The sequence below is a fragment of the Sphingomonas crocodyli genome (assembly GCF_004005865.1).
In the GTDB taxonomy this organism is placed as follows: domain Bacteria; phylum Pseudomonadota; class Alphaproteobacteria; order Sphingomonadales; family Sphingomonadaceae; genus Rhizorhabdus; species Rhizorhabdus crocodyli.
The window spans coordinates 2,135,604-2,153,720 of record NZ_SACN01000001.1 but is presented as its reverse complement, the minus strand read 5'-3'; the positions used below and the strand labels follow the sequence as shown (position 1 = coordinate 2,153,720).

Sequence of the window (18,117 nt, the reverse complement as noted above, 5' to 3'; positions counted from 1 at the left end):
ACCCGGCATGGGCGTGCATGGGAACGTGGTGGCGCAAGAGGCGGACGAGACCGGTGGCGATGCGCTGCCGGAGGCGACCGCCTATGCGCCCCAGCGCCGGTCCTGGCTGGCGCTGGCCCTCACGCTCACCGTGCAGTCGATCCCGCTCGCGCTCGCGCTGTGGGTCTGGACGCCAGCGCTGGTGCAGATCGCGCCCGCATCCGACCTTGCAGTGTTCGACGTGACGTCCCCCGTCGAACCGGCCAGCGAGCCCGAGCCGGCTCCCCCCGAACCGGCGCCGGTCGATCCCCCCTTGAGCGAGGTCGCCCCGGCACCGACAGACGTCGCACCGGGCGACCTCCCGATCCCGCAGCCTCCCGTGCCCGCCGCCCGCTCGACATCGCAAGCGCCCGTCCAACCGCCCGCTCCGCCGCCGACCAAGCCTGCGCCGAACGACCAGCAGTCCGCCGACTGGCATGCGCGGGTGCTCGGGCGGCTCAACGCGGTGAAAGCCTATCCGGCCTCAGCGCGGGCGCGGCGGCAGCAGGGGGTGACGATGATCCGCCTGGTGATCGACCGTGGCGGCAAAGTGCTCGACGTCGGCCTCGAACGCAGCTCAGGTTTCGCCTTGCTTGATCGTGAGGCACTCGCCTTACCTGGCCGCGCGATGCCGCTGCCGGCTCCCCCCGATAATGTGCCCGGCCAGCGGATCGAGTTGGTAGTACCGGTTGAGTTCTACTTCTGATCGAAAGCACTACGAGCTGAGCGGACTTTTGATGGCGCCGCCCTCCCCTAAATGCATGCACCAAGAATCTATTTCTAGACATATCGGCCAAAATTTCTGAAATATGATGCTTGTTAAGGCGTAATTGCATCCAAAATTGCGTGGCAGCATATGATCCAAAACAGTAGCATCGAGATCGTGGAGGTTTCCCCCCGCGATGGAATCCAGAACGAGAAGCGTCCCTTTTCGGTCGATGAGAAGATCGAACTGATCGAGCGCGCGGTGGCGGCCGGCGCGCGACGGATCGAGGTCGGCAGCTTCGTTCGCGCCGATCGCGTGCCGCAGATGGCGGGCAGCGAGGAAGTGATCGCCCGGCTGCGCCTGCCGTCCGACGTCGTCACCATCGGGCTGGTGATGAACAAGAAGGGATTGCTACGCGCGCTGGAGACACCGATCGGGGAGATCGGCGCGGTCTGCATCGCCAGCGACAGCTTCGGGCAGCGCAATCAGGGGCAGACATCGAACGAGTCCGTCGATGTCGCCCGCGACATCATCAGCTTTGCCGGACAGGAGGGGCGCCGCGCACAGGTCACGATCGGCGCTGCCTTCGGCTGTCCGTTCGAAGGCGAGGTCGATAGCGAGCATGTCGTCGAAATGGCCCGTCGCCTGGCCGATGCCGGACCGGTCGAGATCGCGCTGGCCGATACGATCGGCGTCGCGGTGCCCGCACAGGTTTCGGCATTGATCGGCCGCGTACGCGAGGCGATCGGCGCCCTGCCCGTTCGCGTCCACCTCCACAATACCCGCGGGACCGGGATCGCGAATGCCTGGGCCGCGATCGAAGCGGGTACGACGACGCTCGACAGCTCGATCGGCGGCATCGGCGGTTGCCCGTTCGCACCGCGCGCCACCGGCAATATCGCGACCGAAGACCTGGCCTATATGCTCGATCGATCCGGGATCGAGAGCGGCTATTCGCTCGATCGCCTGATCGAGACCGCGACATGGCTTGGCGGCGTGATGGAGCGCGATCTGCCGGGCCTCGTCAGCCGCGCCGGCGGATTTCCCAAACCCACGATCTGAGGATTATCGATGACCGACGGCCGCACCATCCTAACCATCACCGCGCATTCGGCACAGGCGCTGCTCGCCGCGGCGGCCGAGGCGGCGGATAAGGCCGGCGTGCCGATGTGCATCGCGGTCAGCGATGTGGGCGGCAACCTTGTCGGCTTCCTGCGCATGGATGGCGCGCCGCTGCTCAGCATCGATATCGCGACGAACAAGGCCTATACGGCTGTCGGCTTCGGCATGCCCACGCATAGCTGGCACGATTTCATCAAGGATGACGCTCCGCTCGCGCTCGGCATCGTGCACACGCCCCGGCTCGTCACCTTCGGCGGCGGCTATCCGATCCGCAGCGAAGGCGCGGTGATCGGCGGGATCGGCATCAGCGGCGGCCATTATCATCAGGACATGGAGGTCGCGACCGCTGCGCTGACCAAATTGGGCTATCCGGTCGACTAAGGCGCCGCGACGGTCATGCGCGTCGCGACAGCGCGAGCCAGCAGCGGCCCGATGATGATGACGGCGATGAAGCGCACAAGCTGCATCGCCAGCACGAATGGCACATCGACATGGACCGACGTCGCGATGATCGCGACGGCATCGATCCCTCCGGGGCTGGTCGCCAGATAGGCGGTCATCAGATCCTGACCCGACAGGCGGGCGAGGACGAGGCTGTAAAGCGCGCAGGCGAGGATCATGCCCCCTAGCGACACCAGCAAGCGCGGCGCGAGCCGGGCGACCTTGCGCGTGATCTCAGGCGTGAAGCCAAGCCCAATCTGCCATCCGACGCTGAGATACGACGCCGCCAGCAGCCAACCGGGAAGCTGCGGACGGGCGAGGCCGAAATAGACCGCGACCATCGCGACGAGGAGCGGGCCGGTGAAGGCGGGCGCCGGCAGCCGCGTGACGCGACCGATCGCAAGCCCCGCAACGCCGATCACCACCGTCTCAGCCAGATGGCGCATATCGATCGGCGGAAACCAGTCCTGTCCGGCCAAATGGCTGCCATGCTGCGCCCCGAGCAAGGCGGCGAGTGACGATCCGAGCACCGCGACCATGATGACCCGCAGCCACATCATCGTCGCCACCAATTGCCAGTCGGCGCCATCCTCACGCGCCATCAGCGTCATCGCGGCGGCAGCGCCGGGCATCGAACCCCAGATCGCGGTCTTACCCGGCAGGATGCCGCGACGCGCAAGCAACCAACCGAGGCACAGCCCGATCGCCACCGTCACCAGCGCCGTCGACAGGAACAGCCACGGTGCCCGCCATGCCGTCGCGACGATGGCGGGATCGAGCGACTTGGCGACCAGCAGCCCGATCACCGCCTGTGCGATCTGATAGGGCGCCTTGGGAAGTTCCCACTCCCACCCGCGCGAGGCGAAGACGATCGCCGCGATCATCGGCCCCAGCAGGAGCGCCGCGGGAAGACCGATCACATCCAGGAGCGCCGCGAACAGCGCAGATACGACCAGAAGCGCCGCGATCCGGCCGTAATGCCCCACTATCGCGCGCCGGCCCGGACGGCCTGCTCCCACGCGATCGCCGTCAGTTCGGGCAATACGCCCACGCGCTCCTTGGCCTGTGCGGAGGACGCGGTGCCGCGGATCACCCGGCCCTTGATCCCGTGGAAGATCGCGGCGAGCCGGAAGAAGTTGAACGCGACGTAGAAGTCATATTCGGGCATCGCGTCCCGCCCGGTGCGACGGCAATAGGCCGCGAGATAATCGGCCTCGTCCGGAATGCCGAGCGCCGCAATATCCGCCCCGCCCAGCCCCGCGACGATATGCGGCGGCATCCGATACATCATCGCATGATAAGCAAAGTCGGCGCCGGGATGGCCCAGCGTCGACAATTCCCAATCGAGCACGGCGATGACGCGCGGCTCGGTCGGGTGGAAGATCATATTGTCGATGCGGAAGTCGCCATGCGTGATCGCGGTCTCGTCCGCCGCCGGGATGTTGTCGGGCAACCAGGCGACCAGTCGATCCATGTTGGGATCGCGCCCCGCCTCGGCATCGTCGAGATATTGCTGCGACCAGCGCGCGATCTGCCGCGCGAAATAATTGCCCGGCCGGCCATAGTCGCCCAGCCCGATCGCCGCATAATCGACCTTGTGGAGATCGGCGATCGTCGCGTTCATCGCGTCGAACAAGGCGGCGCGCTCCGCATTGCCAACTTCGGGTATCGTCGCGTCCCAGAAGATGCGCCCTTCGACCATCTCCATCACGTAGAACCACGTGCCGATCACCGCTTCGTCGGTGCACAGCCCGAACATCCGCGGCACCGGGAAACCCGCCGTGCCCAGCGCCGCGATGACGCGCGCCTCGCGATCGACCGCATGCGCGCCCTTCAGCAACTGGCCCGGCGGCTTGCGGCGCAGCACATAGGCCCGGCCGGGCGTGATCAGCTTATAGGTCGGATTGGATTGGCCGCCCTTGAACTGCTCGACCGTCAGCGGCCCGGCAAAGCCGTCGACATTCGCCTCCATCCAGCGCGCCAGCGCCGCCTCGTCGAAGCGGTGATCGGCCCGGATCGCGCCCGCGCCAACATTGTCGTCGGCCTTGGCGCTCATGCGTTGGCGGCCTTGTGGTCGCGCTTGATCTTCTTGGCGAGGCTCCATTTGTGGACTTCGGTGGGGCCGTCATAGATGCGGAAGGCGCGGATTTCGCGGAATACCTGCTCGACGATCGTATCGCCCGAAACGCCGGTCGCGCCCATCACCTGCACGCAGCGATCGGCGATCCGCATCAGCGCCTCCGACACCGCGACCTTGGCCATCGAGCTTTCGACCGTGCCGAGCGATCCGCTGTCCAGGACGTCCGCACACCAATAGATCATCTGTTCGGCCTGGCGCAGGTCGATCAGATTTTCGGCGAGCATGAAGCCGACGCCCTCATGGTCGATCAGCGGCTTGCCGAACGCCATGCGGCGGCAGGCATAATCGCTCGCAATCTCGTTCGCGCGAATGCACGCGCCCAGCCAACGCATGCAGTGCGAAAGCCGCGCCGGGCTCAGCCGCACTTGCGCATATTTGAAGCCCTCCCCCGCCTCGCCCAGCATCTGATCCGCCGGCACGCGCAGATTGCTGATCGTCGCGACCGCATGGCCGCCGGGCATCGACGAGTCGATCGTATCGAGGATGCGATCCAGGGTGATCGCGGGATGCGGCAGATCGACCAGGAACATGCACGCGCCGCCGGTCTCCTCCGACTTCGCCATCACGATACCGACCTTCGCGCCCTCAGCGCCGGTGATGAATGCCTTGCGCCCGTTGATCACCCAGTGGTTGCCGTCCATCCGGCAGATCGTCTGCATCATCGAGGGATCAGAACCCGCACCACCCTCGGCCGCCGGTTCGGTCATGAAGAAGGCCGATCGCGCATCGCCCGACACCAGCGGATCGAGGAAGTGCGCCTTCTGCTCGGCGGTGCCGACCTTGCCGAGCAGGTACATATTACCCTCATCGGGCGCCATCGTGTTGACCGCGGTAGGGCCGAGCGGGGACAAGCCCGAACGGATCAGGACCGTCGCGGTCTCGCGTTGGGTCAGGTGCCCACCATCGGGCAGGATGTGCGGTGTGAGGACGCCAGCGGCACGCGCCTTCTGGCGCAACTCGACCACCAGATCTTCCGCAGGGCCATGCGCGCCGCAGCGCGGATCCTTTTCATAGGGAACGACAACGTCGCGCACGAAGGCTTCGACCCGGTCGGCCAGCGCGCCGACATCCACATCATGTGCGCCACTCATCGTTCCGCCCTGCCCCTTTTCCCGGTATTTTCACGATATCGGCCGATATCGCATATGCGCGATCGACCTAGCATTGCGAATCCCGATCGGCAATTATGTATTCGATTGATTAAATTCTCACGCAAGGTTGACCACCCCATCCTTGAGGGATAGCCGGGATTCAAAATCCGCATCCTTTTCGGGGAGAATGCCCATGATGCCGTCGTCCGGTCGCCTTGCCTATGGCGAGAGCCACGACCTTTTTCGCGAACAGGTCCGGCGTCTCTTCGAACGAGAATTGGTCCCGCATCTCGATCGGCACGAGCGCGAAGGGATCGTCGATCGCGCGTTCTGGAAAGCGGCAGGCGAAGCCGGCCTGCTCTGCCCCACCGTTCCCGAAGCCTATGGCGGCCTGGGTCTCGATTTCAGCTATAATGCGGTGGTCGACGAGGAACTGGCCTATACCGGGTCGTCGGCGGGCCTTTCGCTCCAGTCGGACATCGTTGCGGACTATATCGTCCATTATGGATCGGAGGAGCAGAAGCAGAAGCTGCTGCCCGGCATGATATCCGGCGACATCATCGGCGCGATCGCGATGACCGAGCCCGGCGCCGGATCGGACCTGCGCGGCATCCGCGCGACCGCGCAGCGTGACGGCGATCATTATGTCGTCAACGGATCGAAGACCTACATCACCAACGGCCAGAATGCCGATTTCGTGATCGTCGTGGTGAAGACCGACGCCGGCACCGGATCGGCCAGCACCTCGCTCGTCATCGTCGAGGCTGATCGCGAAGGCTTCGCGCGCGGGCGTAACCTGGACAAGATCGGCCAGCATTCGGCCGACACGTCGGAGTTGTTCTTCAACGAAGTACGCATCCCCATCGGCAATTGCCTGGGCGAGGAAGGCAAGGGCTTAGCCTATCTGATGACCCAGTTGCCGCAGGAACGGCTGTCGATCGCGGTCTCGGCAATGGCCTGCACGCAGCGCGCGTTCGATGAAGCGATTAATTTCACCAAGGATCGCAAGGCGTTCGGCAAACCGATTTTCGAGTTCCAGAACAGCCGCTTCACCCTCGCCGCGCTCGCCGCGAAGATCCAAGTTGGCTGGGCGCATCTCGACTGGGCGATCGCGCGCCATGTCGCAGGCAACCTTACGACCGCCGAAGCCTCCGCCGCCAAGCTGTTCCATTCGGAACTCCTCGGCGAAGTCGCCGATCAGGCGCTCCAGCTGCACGGCGGGGCGGGCTATATGAACGAATATATGATCGCCCGCCTGTGGCGCGACGCACGTGTGACCCGCATCTATGGCGGCACATCGGAGATCATGAAGGAAGTGATCGCCCGGTCGCTCTGACCGGGCCGGGTCACGCGGCGCGGGTCAGAGCAATCTGACCCGCGGCCCTCCCCGCTCGACCGGCGGCTTATCGACCGTCATGCCGTTGAGCAGAAGCTCGAGCAGCGTATCGGTGTACGACCGGCGCAGATCATCATCGACGCCTTCGACGCCAAAGGCGATCCGCAGCATCTGCGTGCCGAAGAACAGGTGATCGCACGCCCCAAGCACGATGAAGTAGACCAGTTTGGGATCGATCGGCTTGAACACGCCTTCGGCAATGCCCTGTTCGATCAAGCTGCGCTGCGTCTTGGCCAATGGGCGTGATATCGTCTCCGCCACCTTCTCGCCCGCCTGCTGATCCTCGAACAGATAATGGATCAATCGATTGACGAAGGGATAGCGGAAATAGATGTTGATGATGCCCTTGACGTGTAGCTTCAGTTTTTCGACCGAAGGCACATCCATCGTCAGCAGACCTTCCATCTGCCGCATGCTCGGCCCCAGAACATCTTCGAGCAGCGCAAGAAGAAGCCCCTGCTTCCCACCGAAATAATATTTGACGAGCGCCGAGTTCAGGCCGGATCGCTGTGCGATCTCGCTCAGCGACACTTCGATGGAGCCGCGCTCGATCATCAACGACTTTGCAGCGTCGATCAGCGCCTGCCGCGACGAGCTCCTTTCGTTACTCGACGGCACGGGGAGACTTGTTTCCTGGATCTGTGACACGAAAGGACAATACGAAATCCCCGTCCCGGTTCAAGCGAATGGATCGATCGTCAGCGCGGCGCCATGCGGATCGCACCGTCGAGCCGCACATCTTCGCCGTTGAAATAGCTGTTGCGGCACATCTCGATCGCCAGCGCCGCATATTCGGCCGGCATGCCCAACCGCTTGGGGAAAGGCACCATCGCCGACAGCGCATCGACCACCTTGTCGCCCATACCCAGCATCAGCGGGGTGGCGAAGATGCCCGGCAGGATCGTATTGACGCGAATACCCTCGCTCATCAGGTCGCGCGCGATCGGCAGGGTCATGCCCACGATGCCGCCCTTCGACGCCGAATAGGCCGCCTGCCCCATCTGCCCATCCTCGGCCGCAACCGATGCGGTGTTCACGATCGCCCCGCGTTCGCCATCCGCCATCGGATCGAGCGACAGCATGCCCGCCGCCGCCTTGGCGATGCAGCGGAAGCTGCCGATCAGGTTGACCTGGATCACCTTTTCGAAGGCATCGAGCGGGAAATGCTTGGCCTCGCCGGTCGCTTTGTCGCGGCTCGCGGTCTTGATCGCATTACCGATGCCCGCGCAGTTGATCAGGATGCGTTCCTGCCCATGCGCAGCCCGCGCCTTCGCGAAAGCCGCGTCGACCGAGGCATCGTTGGTCACGTCGACCTTGCAGAAGGTGCCGCCGATCTCGGCCGCGATGGCCTCGCCGGCCGCCTCGTTCAGGTCGAAGATCGCGACCTTGACGCCCTCGGCCGCCAGCGCGCGCGCCGTCGCCTCGCCCAGGCCACTCGCCGCGCCTGTCACCACCGCCGCCGTTCCCGAAAGTCTCATCGATCCCGTCCTATCTGTCTGTCTTAAAGCGCTTCGACGATGGTCACATTGGCGATGCCACCGCCTTCACACATCGTCTGTAGGCCATAACGCTTGCCGCGCGCACGCAATGCGTGAACGAGCGTGGTCATCAACTTCGTCCCGCTCGCCCCCAACGGATGGCCGAGCGCGATCGCCCCGCCATTGACGTTGAGTTTCGCCGGGTCCGCCCCCGTCACCTGCAACCACGCAAGCGGCACCGGCGCGAAGGCTTCGTTCACCTCGAACAGGTCGATATCGCCGATCGCCATCCCCGCGCGCTTCAGCGCGTGCGCGGTCGCGGGGATCGGTTCCTCCAGCATGATTACCGGATCGCCCGCCGTCACCGAAAAGCTATGGATGCGGGCGAGCGGGGTAAGCCCATGATCTTTCACGGCTCGCGCGCTGGCGATCATCACGCCCGAAGCGCCGTCGCAAATCTGACTGGCGCTGGCGGCGGTAATGACCCCACCCTCTTGCAGCAGTTTCACACCGCCCAGCGATTCCATCGAAGCATCATAACGAATGCCCTCATCGTGGATGTGGCGCGTCCCATCGGCCAGGGTCAGCGGCACGACTTCGGCATCGAACGCGCCCGACTGAGTCGCGGCCGCCGCGCGCCGGTGACTTTCGAGCGCAAAGGCATCGAGATCTTCCCGGCTGAAGCCATATTTGGTCGCCATCATTTGCGCGCCGGTGAACTGGCTGAACTCCTCGACGCCATAGCGATCCTTGATCTTCTGCGACCAGGGGCCTTCGCCAATCCCTTCCTTCGCCGGCAGCCAGGTGGCGACACCCATCGGCACCCGCGTCATGCTTTCGACGCCCGCCGCGATCACGATGTCTTGCGTGCCCGACATGATCGCCTGCGCCGCGAACTGGACCGCCTGCTGCGACGAACCGCACTGCCGGTCGATCGTTACCGCAGGCACGCTGTCCGGCAGCACCGATGCCATCACCGCGCTGCGGCCCACCTGCATGCTCTGCTCGCCGGCCTGGCTGATGCAGCCCATGATCACGTCCTCGATCACCTTAGGATCGATCCCCGATCGATCGACCAGCGCATCGAGCACCGCGCCGCCCAGATCGGCCGGATGCCAGTCCTTCAGCTTGCCATTCCTGCGCCCGCCCGCGGTGCGACCGGTGGCGACGATATAGGCTTCCTTGCTCATGCTCGATCTCGATCCGTTGTTCATGCGGTGAAGGATGTGCCGTCACCGGCATGGCGGCGCAGCAATGGGGAGACATCGGCGCCACGGGCATCGAGCGCGGCCACGATCTTTGGAAGGCCGGTCTGGTCGCCCCAGATCATCGGCCCGCCGCGATAGACCGGCCAGCCATAGCCCGTGACCATCGCGATATCGATGTCGGACGCGCGCTGCGCGATCCCTTCGTCCAGCACCTTCGCGCCTTCGTTGACGATCGGGTAGAACAGCCGCTCCAGCAGTTCGGCATCGCTGTAGTCGCGCGGCTCGACCCCGCTCTTTGCCGCGAAATCGCGCACCACCTGCTCGACCCACAGCGACGGGGTCGGGCGACGGCGATCGTCATAATCGTAATAGCCGGCGCCCTTCTTCTGGCCCCAGCGATCGGCTTCGCACAGCACCTCCTGCACCGTGCGGCCCGCGCTGTTCGCGCGATCCCATCCGATCACGTCGACACCGACCAGATCGAGCATCGTGAAGACCCCCATCGCCATGCCATAGTCGGTCATCACTCGATCGATCCGCCACGGCATGACGCCCGCCAGCAGCAATTCCTGCGCCGCGTCGACGCAGGTTTGCATGATCCGATTGGCGATGAAGCCGTGGCACACGCCCGACAGGATCGCGACCTTGCCCAGCTTGCGGCCCAGCGCCATGCCGGTTGCCACCACTTCAGGCGCGGTCTTCGCGCCGCGCACCACCTCCAGCAGCCGCATGATGTTGGCTGGCGCGAAGAAGTGGAGGCCGATCACCCGATCGGGCCGCCCCGTGACCGCGGCAATCGCATCGAGATCGAGGAAGCTGGTGTTGCTCGCCAGAATCGCGCCGGGCTTCGCGGCCTGATCCAGTTCGCGGAAGATTGCCTGCTTGAGTGCCATATCTTCGTACACCGCCTCGATCGCCAGATCGGCGTCGGCCACCGCCACGCCAATTTCGGTTCCGGTGTTCAGCAATCCGATCCGCCGCTCAGCCTCTTCGGCCTTGATCCGTCCCTTCTCGGCAAGCGCGCGCAGCGTCTTCGCGATCCCGCCCGCGCCGCGTTCCACCGCGCCTGCATCGCGATCGACCAGTGTCACCGACAGGCCGATGTTGAGGAAGGCGGTCGCAATCCCGCTCCCCATCGTCCCCGCACCGATCACCGCGACCTTCACGACGGGCAGCGGCTTGGCATCAGCCGGCAGGCCCTGCACCTTCGCCGCTGCGCGTTCCGCGAAGAAGATGTGGCGCTGCGCCGCCGATTCCGGGGTCGCCATCGCCTGTTCGAACAGCTCCCATTCGCGCTTGAGTCCCGCATCGAAATCGAGCGTTACCGCTGCCTCTATCGACTGCAAGATCAGATCGGGTGCCTTGAATCCCACGAAGCTGCGCGGATTGCGCTCGCGATAGGCCGCGATCGCTATCTTGGCCGCCTCGACATCAAGATCGGGCGCGCGATCACGAATGCGCGGCAAGCGACGCTCGGCCGCCATCGTCCGCGCATAGGCCACCGCATCGGCGCGCAGATCGCCAATCGCAATCTCGTCGATCAGCCCCAGTTCGTGCGCTCGCCTGGCACCGATCGGCGCACCGCCCACGATCAGATCGAGCGCGCGCTCCACGCCCGCGATCCGCGGCGTGCGTTGGGTTCCGCCCGCGCCCGGCAGCAGGCCCAGCGACACTTCTGGCAGGCCCACTTTCGCATCCGCGCTCGCGATCCGGCCATGACAGGCGAGCGCGAGTTCGAATCCGCCGCCCAGCGCCGTGCCGTGGATCGCCGAGATCACCGGCTTGGTCGAACCCTCGATCACCGCGAAAATGTCGTTCAGATCGGGGCGGCCCAGCGGCTTGCCGAACTCCGAAATGTCGGCGCCCGCGAAGAAGGTTCGGCCCCGGCACCGGATGACGATCGCCCGCACTGCATCGTCTGCGACCAGCGCCTTCAGCCCGGCATCGAGCGCATTTCGCACAGCCGCGCCCAGCGCATTGACCGGCGGTGAGTCGATCAGCAGCAGCGCGACATCGCCGTCGCGTTCGATGGTGGAGATGGTCATGCCTGTCGCCTCAAAGGGTCTGGCCGTCATCGATCGCGAAGACCGATCCGGTGATCTGCGCACTCGCATCGGAGCACAGGAAGAGGACGGTGGGATCGAGCACGTCGATGTCCATCAACCGCCGTCGCGGAAAGCTGTCCAGCAGCGCCTGCCCCTTGTCCGACGACAGGAAATCATCGGTCAGTTCGGTGCGCATATAGCCGGGGCAGACGACGTTCACGTTGACGCCCTTGTTCGCCCAGTCGAGCGCCATCGTGCGCCCCATCTGCGTCACCGCCGCCTTGGTGGCACTGTAGGTGACGGTATGTGCCGACGTGTACCAGGCCGTGACCGAGGATATGATGACGATCCGGCCATGTCCCCGCTCGGCCGATCCCGCCTTGATCATGCGTCGAGCGCCCTCGCGCGCCGTAAGGAACACGCCGCGCTGGTTGATCGCGACGATGCGATCGAACTCGTCGATGTCCATGCCGAGTGCGCTCTTGCCCGAGCTAACCCCGGCATTGGCGATCACGCTGTCGACCGGGCCGATCGCCGCTTCGATCGCGTCATAGGCGGCAATGGTCGATGCCTCGTCGGCGACGTCCATCGGCGTGGCGACGGCGATGCCGCCATCTGCCTCGATCTCGGCGCGCAGGCTCTCCAACGCTTCGATCCGCCGCGCCGCCAGCGCGACCCGCGCGCCGCTGCGCGCGAGTTTCTTGGCGAAATGCCGTCCGATGCCCGAAGACGCGCCGGTGACCAGCACGGTCCGCCCGGTCAGGTCGAAACTATAGCCGCCCATGCCTATCGCCCTTGAAAGACAGCGGGTCGCTTGGCCAAGAAGGCCGCGATCCCTTCCTGCGCATCATCGGTGAAGCCCGCGTCGCGCTGCGCGATCCGCTCAGCCGCCAATGCTTCGCCCCAGCTCGTATCGAGCGCGCGCCACACCTGCTGCCGCAGCATCGCGACGCTGCGCGGCCCCGCCGCCAGCCTCTGCGCGATATCGAGCGCGGCGGCCTCCAGCGCGTCGTCCGCCACGACCCGGTTGATCAGCCCCCAGTCGAGCGCCTGTGCCGCCGAAACGCGCTCGCCCAGCAGCATCATTTCCATCGCCCGCGCCCGGCCCACGGCGCGGGGCAGCATCCACGTCGATCCCGCATCGGGGACGAGGCCGATCCGCACGAAGGCCTGCATGAAATAAGCGGTCTCGCTGGCGACGATCAGGTCCGCCGCCAGCGCCAGCGCGCACCCGGCACCTGCCGCCGGCCCGCGCACCGCGCTGATCCACGGAATGTCGAGATCGCGAAGCCGCATCATCAGCGGATTGACCTGATCTTCGAGCATCTGCCCGAAATCGAGCTTCTCGCCGCCCGCCATCATGTCGATCTTGCCGAGATTGGCGCCCGAACAGAATGCCTTGCCCTTGCCGATCATCAGCATGGCGCGCACTTCCGGACCCAAGGCGTCGATCGCCGCGATCAGATCCTCGCACATCTGCACCGACATGGCGTTGAGCGCCTCGGGCACGGCGAGCCGGACGATGCGCACCGCACCGACATCTTCGATCTCGATCGTTTCGAATTTCATCGTCGATCCCCGCTTTCCATGCCCGGTTAGCGGACGGCTTTCCAACATGTCAATTGATCGATTAATTTTATCCCGCAACCCACGTCCGACAATGGACTATCGGGCGACGCATTGTTAAGTTCACGATTAAAGTGCCTCAGGCACGGCCATAAGGGAGAGCGCGAGATGCCGGCCAACGACACGATCGGCAGGATGATCCGCCGACACGCGATCGAACGGCCGACGATCGATGCCATCCGTTACGAAGGCACCTCGATCGACTTCGTAACGCTCGCCGCCCGCGCCGAAGGCGTCGCCGCCGCGCTGGCGGATGCCGGGATCGGCAAGGACGACCGGATCGCCATCCTCGCGAAGAACCATCCCGCTTTCCTCGAAATCTGGGCGGGGGCGTGCATGGTCGGCGCGGTGCTGGTGCCGATCAACTGGCGGCTCAGCCCGCGCGAGATCGCCTTCATCATCACCGATAGCGCCGCGAAAATCCTGTTCGTCGATGCCGAACAGCATGCCCGGCTCAACGAACCGCTGCCCCGCACGATCGCGATCGACGGCGAAGATTATCGCGCGTGGCGTGATCGCCCGCCGATCGCCTCTCCCACTGAGATCGATCCCGAACATATCGCGATCCAGCTCTACACATCGGGCACGACCGGCTTTCCCAAAGGCGCGCTGATCAGCCATCGCGCGCTGCTGGGCGGCAAGGATATCTGGCGCCATCTCGACTGGTGGACATGGGTGCCCGAAGATGTCGGGTTGGTGGCGATGCCGCTGTTCCACATCGGGGGCATCGGCTGGCTGCTGATGGGGCTGGAAACCGGCGCGACCAACCATCTGATGCGTGAGTTCGACGCCGACGAAATCCTCGCTCTGCTCGATCGCGGCGGCTTCACGAAGATGTTCATCGTGCCGACCGCGCTGCAATCCCTGCTTCACGCGCCGGCCGCGGCGACCACCGACTTCTCCTCGCTGCGCACGATCCTCTACGGCGCCAGCCCTATGCCGATGCCTTTGCTGCGCGAGGCGATCGCCCGGATCGGGTGCAATTTCGCGCAGCAATATGGGATGACCGAGACCGCCGGCACTGTGATCGCGCTCGGCCCCGACGACCATCGCGGCGAGCAGCCACCCAAGCTCAACGCTGCCGGTCGGGCGATGCCGACGGTCGAACTGCGCATCACCGACACCGAAGGCAATGTCCTGCCACCCGACACGCTCGGCCAGGTCGAGATCCGATCCTGCGCCAATTTCTCGGGCTATTGGAACCGCCCCGATGCCACGGCGGAGGCGATGGGCGAGGATGGATGGCTGCGCACCGGCGATGCGGGGCTGCTCGATGCCGACGGCTATCTCTTCGTGCTCGATCGGATCAAGGACATGATCATTTCGGGCGGCGAGAATATCTACCCGCTCGAGGTCGAAAGCATGCTGCTCGAACATCCGGCGATCGAGGAAGTCGGCGTGATCGGGCTGCCCGACGAACGCTGGGGCGAAAGCGTCGCGGCGGTGATCGTCACGCGCGATGGCGCAGCGCTGGATCAGGCCGATCTACGTATGTGGTGCCGCGAGCGTATCGCGGCGTTCAAGGTGCCCAAGACCTTCATCTTCATCGACGCCTTGCCTCGTAACGCATCGGGCAAGTTGCTGCGCCGGGCCTTGCGCGAAGCCCACGCCCCGCAACCGGCGGCTACGGCGTGAATCTGTCCATAATCCGTAAGCCGTGACGGCTTGTCACCATCGTCGGTTCGCGACACATCTCGGATCGACAATGGAGAGGAGGACGTCTTGGCGCGTTACATTTTGATGGTCGTCACCAGCCCAGTCGAGGGCAAGGGCGAGGAATATAATCGCTGGTACAATGAGCAGCATCTGCGCGACGTGCTGAGCTGCGACGGCTTCGAACGCGCCGAGCGTTTCGAACTGACCGTGCCGGTGATGGGCCAGTTTCCCGGTAAGTACGTCGCGCTCTACGAAATGGAATCGGACGATCCGATGCGCGACTTCGGCAAGCTGGGCGCGAAGATGCAGTCGGGCGAATTGTCGCAGACCGATTCGATGAGCGCCGAAAGCGGCATCGCGCTGCTGACCCCGATCAAGACGCTCGCCAAGGGCGAATAAGCGGGTTGCAGGTCCGGACGCCATCGGCGGCCCGGACCACCCCGCCCCTCAGTCGCGCCGCTTGTTCGGCCCCGCAAAGCCGAACAGGAAAGCCGCGACCTTGCGCATCTGAATCTCCTCCGCGCCCTCGGTGATCCGATAGCGGCGGTGGTGGCGATAGATGTGTTCGAACGGCTTGTGCCGCGAATAGCCGATGCCACCATGCACCTGCATTGCGCGATCGGCCGCCTCACAACACAGCCGGTTCGCGTAATAATTGCACATCGACACCTTGTCGGACAGCTTCTGCGCCACCTCCGGATGGGGCATCTGGTCCATTTCCCAGGCGGTCTTGTAGATCAGCTGGCGCAGCATTTCGGCCTGGGTCGCAAGTTCGACCAGCGGGAACTGGATCCCCTGATTGGCCGCCAGCGGCTTGCCGAACGGCCGACGCTTCACGGCATAGTCAACGCTCTCGCGAATGCAGTAGGTCGCCGCCCCCAATGAGCTGGCCGCCTGCCGTATCCGGTTTTCATGGACGAAGGCCTGCGCGACCGACAGCCCCTTGCCCTCCGGCCCCAGCAGTGCGCCTTCGGGCACCCAGACGTTGGTCAGCGACAGGCGCGGATGATCGGTCGGCATGTTGAAGGTCCACAGCCATTCCTCGACCACCAGCCCCTCGCTCGGCACCGGCACGAGGAAGCAACTGATCCCATCGGCATCGCCATCTGCACCGCCGCTCCGCGCGAAGATCGCGCAATGGCTGGCCTTGTGCATGCCGGTGATCCACATCTTCGGCCCGTCGATCCGCCAACCGGCAACGCCGTCGCGCGTCTCGCGCACGGCCCGCGTTTCCATGAAGGTGGCGTCTGATCCGTGATCCGGCTCGGTCAGGCCGAAGCAGACGAACAGTTCGTCCTTCAGCAGGCCGGGGATGAAGGCATCCTTCTGCTCGGGCGTACCGAAATCGCGAAACAGGACGACCAGCGGCTGATTGCCGACGATCGAATGTTCGTTCTGCAGATCGTTGTGCAGGCCAAGCCCCTTGGCCGCCAGATGCTCGCGGATCACCGCCATCCACAGGTTCGATCCGCCCTTCCCGCCGAACTCGACCGGATTGGCGAAGCGGAAATGGCCCGCGCGATCAGCGCGGCGCTGCGCCTCGTGCAGCAGCGCCTCCCATTCGGGACGCGGCAGGCCGTCATTGTCCCAATCGGTGCGGCTATGTTCGCGCCGGTGATCGAAGAAGCGGATATTGTCGTCGGCGTCCTGAAGCGGCTTGATCTCCGCCTCGATGAATCGATCGAGTTCGGCGAGATAGGCGACCAGTTCGGGCGGCAGGGCGAAATCCATCAGGGCAGATCCTGTGACGGGGATGGCAGGGTGCCGAACACGCCCCCGGCGCGGCTTATGCCGGCATAACGGGGCTGATCGACGGCGAGTTTGGCGAGCGTAGTCGCCAGAAGATGCTGTTCGAGACCCGGCGGATCGCGGCCTTCGGCGATCGCATCGGCCAGCGCGCGGCTCAGTTCGGCAACACTGCCCTGCCGGCCCATGAGCTGTTCCAACCGCCCATGTTCGGCAACGGCAATCTCGCCATCCTCGCCGATCTGTCGGGCGACGAGATCGAGCGCGTTGGCGGCGACGCGCGCCTGGAAGGACAGTACGCCATCGAGTGCGGGCACGATCTCATCGCGCAGCAATCGCGCAACCGCGGCGATCAACTCGGTGGGTGTCGGCGCATCATGCATGGTTCGGCCCTCCCGCGATCGTGGTCAGCAGGTCGATCTCATTCTCGGACAGGCGGCGCGCGATCATGCCGCGCTCGACGCTGGGATCGTCGCCATGAAAACGATCGAGCATCTCGCGGCAATGCACGCCCCAGCGCAAGCTGCCCGCGACGCTCCACCAATGGACACGCGCGCGATCCATCACCCCGCCTGCGGCGCGATAGGCATTGATCAGATCGTCGAGCGCACCGATCCCGCCGACCGGGCGATCCACCTGGCCGAAGCGCCACGGCGGCAGGCACAGCCACCCGAAATCCTCCGCCGGATCGCCCAGATGGGTCTGCTCCCAGTCGAGCACCGCGCGAATGCCGTCATCATCGACCATCAGATTGCCCAGGCGGAAATCGCCGTGCACCAATGCGGGGGTTTCGAGCGGCTCGGACCGGTTCGCGCGCAGCCAGCGCAATGCATAAGCAAATACAGGACGCGGAACCGGATCGGTCGCGATCGAACGGCTAAGAAAATCGATCATCTCGCCCGCCTGCGCCTTTCGCATCGGCGGCAGACCAGCGGTCGGTGCGCCGTGGATGCGCGCGAGGATATCCCCGCACTGACGGGCGAAGCCGGCGCGCGCGGCGCTGAACCGATCGTCGCGCTGGATCGCGCGGGCAAACGTGTTGCCGTCGACATGATCGCTGACGAACCCCTCCCCCAGCCCATCGATGATTTCGAGTTCATGGCGGACTTCGGGCACCGGGGCGCCCGCGGCATAGGCCGCGCGGATGGCCGCCGCCTCGATCGGAAATCCGGCATCGAGGATATGGCGCGGCGCGCCGGTCTTGCCCCGACGCAGGATCAGGCGCTCCTGCTGCCCGCCATCGCGATCGACAGCGATCGACCAGCTTTCCTGCATCGCGCCGCCGCTCAGCCGCCTGAGCGCGGTCACGCGCGCGCCGGGAACGATGCGATCGACCAAGGCGGCAACACGCGCGTCAAAGGGCGTTTCGCCTTCACGCACGTCGCTGTCCGCCGCTTTCTGCATCCGACCTTCCCTGTTTCTTTCTGCCGCGATAGCCGCCGGA

At 65.1% G+C, this 18,117-nt stretch carries 18 protein-coding genes; 6 read left to right on the top strand and 12 right to left on the bottom strand.

Annotated features, from left to right (window positions below; genetic code table 11):
• The first annotated feature begins 7 nt into the window (after window positions 1-7).
• The 3 genes from EOD43_RS10380 to EOD43_RS10370 all read left to right on the top strand — a co-directional run bounded on the left by EOD43_RS10380 (window position 8) and on the right by EOD43_RS10370 (window position 2,227).
• On the top strand, window positions 8-724 hold the full coding sequence (locus EOD43_RS10380; protein ID WP_206363516.1) for an energy transducer TonB: 717 nt from the start codon (window positions 8-10) through the stop codon (window positions 722-724).
• A gap of 150 nt (window positions 725-874) precedes the next feature.
• On the top strand, window positions 875-1,786 hold the full coding sequence (locus EOD43_RS10375) for a hydroxymethylglutaryl-CoA lyase (protein WP_127743518.1): 912 nt from the start codon (window positions 875-877) through the stop codon (window positions 1,784-1,786).
• A 9-nt stretch (window positions 1,787-1,795) separates the two neighbouring features.
• On the top strand, window positions 1,796-2,227 hold the full coding sequence (locus EOD43_RS10370) for a GlcG/HbpS family heme-binding protein (protein ID WP_127743516.1): 432 nt from the start codon (window positions 1,796-1,798) through the stop codon (window positions 2,225-2,227).
• Here EOD43_RS10370 and EOD43_RS10365 read toward each other — a convergent pair.
• From EOD43_RS10365 to EOD43_RS10355, 3 genes are read right to left on the bottom strand one after another with little or no spacing between them, the layout of a single operon-like run.
• Window positions 2,224-3,273 (bottom strand): AbrB family transcriptional regulator, encoded by a 1,050-nt coding sequence (locus EOD43_RS10365; protein WP_164857185.1) that lies wholly within the window; start codon window positions 3,271-3,273, stop codon window positions 2,224-2,226. The genes EOD43_RS10370 and EOD43_RS10365 overlap by 4 nt on opposite strands.
• Complete coding sequence (locus tag EOD43_RS10360; protein WP_127743512.1) at window positions 3,273-4,343, bottom strand: phosphotransferase; 1,071 nt, start codon at window positions 4,341-4,343, stop codon at window positions 3,273-3,275. Before EOD43_RS10360 ends, EOD43_RS10365 begins: the two co-directional genes overlap by 1 nt.
• Window positions 4,340-5,518 (bottom strand): acyl-CoA dehydrogenase family protein, encoded by a 1,179-nt coding sequence (locus tag EOD43_RS10355; RefSeq protein ID WP_127743510.1) that lies wholly within the window; start codon window positions 5,516-5,518, stop codon window positions 4,340-4,342. The genes EOD43_RS10360 and EOD43_RS10355 overlap by 4 nt, the downstream gene beginning before the upstream one ends.
• A 193-nt stretch (window positions 5,519-5,711) precedes the next feature.
• Between EOD43_RS10355 and EOD43_RS10350 the strand changes: the two genes are divergently transcribed.
• Window positions 5,712-6,854 (top strand): acyl-CoA dehydrogenase family protein, encoded by a 1,143-nt coding sequence (locus EOD43_RS10350; protein ID WP_127743508.1) that lies wholly within the window; start codon window positions 5,712-5,714, stop codon window positions 6,852-6,854.
• A 24-nt stretch (window positions 6,855-6,878) separates the two neighbouring features.
• Here EOD43_RS10350 and EOD43_RS10345 read toward each other — a convergent pair whose 3' ends face one another.
• The 6 genes from EOD43_RS10345 to EOD43_RS10320 form a co-directional block, all read right to left on the bottom strand.
• Window positions 6,879-7,532: a TetR family transcriptional regulator gene (locus tag EOD43_RS10345; RefSeq protein ID WP_164857184.1), complete on the bottom strand. Its 654-nt coding sequence runs from the start codon at window positions 7,530-7,532 to the stop codon at window positions 6,879-6,881.
• An 80-nt stretch (window positions 7,533-7,612) separates the two neighbouring features.
• The gene (locus tag EOD43_RS10340) at window positions 7,613-8,392 is read right to left on the bottom strand and encodes an SDR family NAD(P)-dependent oxidoreductase (RefSeq protein WP_127743506.1); all 780 of its coding nucleotides are present in this window, start codon (window positions 8,390-8,392) and stop codon (window positions 7,613-7,615) included.
• Window positions 8,393-8,415: 23 nt separating this feature from the next.
• A complete protein-coding gene (locus EOD43_RS10335; RefSeq protein ID WP_127743503.1) occupies window positions 8,416-9,582 on the bottom strand; it encodes an acetyl-CoA C-acetyltransferase in 1,167 nt (388 codons plus the stop codon).
• 20 nt (window positions 9,583-9,602) lie between these two features.
• On the bottom strand, window positions 9,603-11,645 hold the full coding sequence (locus EOD43_RS10330) for a 3-hydroxyacyl-CoA dehydrogenase NAD-binding domain-containing protein (protein WP_127743501.1): 2,043 nt from the start codon (window positions 11,643-11,645) through the stop codon (window positions 9,603-9,605).
• 10 nt (window positions 11,646-11,655) lie between these two features.
• A complete protein-coding gene (locus tag EOD43_RS10325) occupies window positions 11,656-12,429 on the bottom strand; it encodes an SDR family NAD(P)-dependent oxidoreductase (protein ID WP_127743499.1) in 774 nt (257 codons plus the stop codon).
• Between the two features lie 2 nt (window positions 12,430-12,431).
• Window positions 12,432-13,214, bottom strand: coding sequence for an enoyl-CoA hydratase-related protein (locus tag EOD43_RS10320; RefSeq protein ID WP_127743497.1), 783 nt, complete (start codon window positions 13,212-13,214; stop codon window positions 12,432-12,434).
• A gap of 165 nt (window positions 13,215-13,379) precedes the next feature.
• Here EOD43_RS10320 and EOD43_RS10315 point away from each other — a divergent pair, with 165 nt between their 5' ends.
• Window positions 13,380-14,906: a long-chain-fatty-acid--CoA ligase gene (locus EOD43_RS10315; protein ID WP_127743495.1), complete on the top strand. Its 1,527-nt coding sequence runs from the start codon at window positions 13,380-13,382 to the stop codon at window positions 14,904-14,906.
• A gap of 87 nt (window positions 14,907-14,993) precedes the next feature.
• Window positions 14,994-15,326 carry a DUF4286 family protein gene (locus EOD43_RS10310; protein WP_127743493.1) on the top strand — a complete coding sequence of 111 codons (333 nt, stop codon included), beginning with the start codon at window positions 14,994-14,996 and terminating at the stop codon, window positions 15,324-15,326.
• A 48-nt stretch (window positions 15,327-15,374) separates the two neighbouring features.
• Here EOD43_RS10310 and EOD43_RS10305 read toward each other — a convergent pair whose 3' ends face one another.
• From EOD43_RS10305 to EOD43_RS10295, 3 genes are read right to left on the bottom strand one after another with little or no spacing between them, the layout of a single operon-like run.
• A complete protein-coding gene (locus EOD43_RS10305) occupies window positions 15,375-16,658 on the bottom strand; it encodes an acyl-CoA dehydrogenase family protein (protein ID WP_127743491.1) in 1,284 nt (427 codons plus the stop codon).
• The gene (locus EOD43_RS10300; protein WP_206363514.1) at window positions 16,658-17,056 is read right to left on the bottom strand and encodes a DUF6285 domain-containing protein; all 399 of its coding nucleotides are present in this window, start codon (window positions 17,054-17,056) and stop codon (window positions 16,658-16,660) included. Before EOD43_RS10300 ends, EOD43_RS10305 begins: the two co-directional genes overlap by 1 nt.
• Window positions 17,049-18,077, bottom strand: coding sequence for a phosphotransferase family protein (locus EOD43_RS10295; protein ID WP_127743489.1), 1,029 nt, complete (start codon window positions 18,075-18,077; stop codon window positions 17,049-17,051). Before EOD43_RS10295 ends, EOD43_RS10300 begins: the two co-directional genes overlap by 8 nt.
• Window positions 18,078-18,117 lie beyond the last annotated feature (40 nt).

Bases quoted from the DNA above. Each gene is read 5' to 3' on its own strand.
- EOD43_RS10295 (WP_127743489.1), bottom strand. From the start codon at position 18,077: ATGCAGAAAGCGGCGGACAGCGACGTGCGTGAAGGCGAAACGCCCTTT.
- EOD43_RS10380 (WP_206363516.1), top strand. From the start codon at position 8: ATGGGCGTGCATGGGAACGTGGTGGCGCAAGAGGCGGACGAGACCGGT.
- EOD43_RS10370 (WP_127743516.1), top strand. From the start codon at position 1,796: ATGACCGACGGCCGCACCATCCTAACCATCACCGCGCATTCGGCACAG.
- EOD43_RS10330 (WP_127743501.1), bottom strand. From the start codon at position 11,645: ATGACCATCTCCACCATCGAACGCGACGGCGATGTCGCGCTGCTGCTG.
- EOD43_RS10300 (WP_206363514.1), bottom strand. From the start codon at position 17,056: ATGCATGATGCGCCGACACCCACCGAGTTGATCGCCGCGGTTGCGCGA.
- EOD43_RS10375 (WP_127743518.1), top strand. From the start codon at position 875: ATGATCCAAAACAGTAGCATCGAGATCGTGGAGGTTTCCCCCCGCGAT.
- EOD43_RS10355 (WP_127743510.1), bottom strand. From the start codon at position 5,518: ATGAGTGGCGCACATGATGTGGATGTCGGCGCGCTGGCCGACCGGGTC.
- EOD43_RS10325 (WP_127743499.1), bottom strand. From the start codon at position 12,429: ATGGGCGGCTATAGTTTCGACCTGACCGGGCGGACCGTGCTGGTCACC.
- EOD43_RS10305 (WP_127743491.1), bottom strand. From the start codon at position 16,658: ATGGATTTCGCCCTGCCGCCCGAACTGGTCGCCTATCTCGCCGAACTC.
- EOD43_RS10320 (WP_127743497.1), bottom strand. From the start codon at position 13,214: ATGAAATTCGAAACGATCGAGATCGAAGATGTCGGTGCGGTGCGCATC.
- EOD43_RS10340 (WP_127743506.1), bottom strand. From the start codon at position 8,392: ATGAGACTTTCGGGAACGGCGGCGGTGGTGACAGGCGCGGCGAGTGGC.
- EOD43_RS10360 (WP_127743512.1), bottom strand. From the start codon at position 4,343: ATGAGCGCCAAGGCCGACGACAATGTTGGCGCGGGCGCGATCCGGGCC.
- EOD43_RS10315 (WP_127743495.1), top strand. From the start codon at position 13,380: ATGCCGGCCAACGACACGATCGGCAGGATGATCCGCCGACACGCGATC.
- EOD43_RS10350 (WP_127743508.1), top strand. From the start codon at position 5,712: ATGATGCCGTCGTCCGGTCGCCTTGCCTATGGCGAGAGCCACGACCTT.
- EOD43_RS10335 (WP_127743503.1), bottom strand. From the start codon at position 9,582: ATGAGCAAGGAAGCCTATATCGTCGCCACCGGTCGCACCGCGGGCGGG.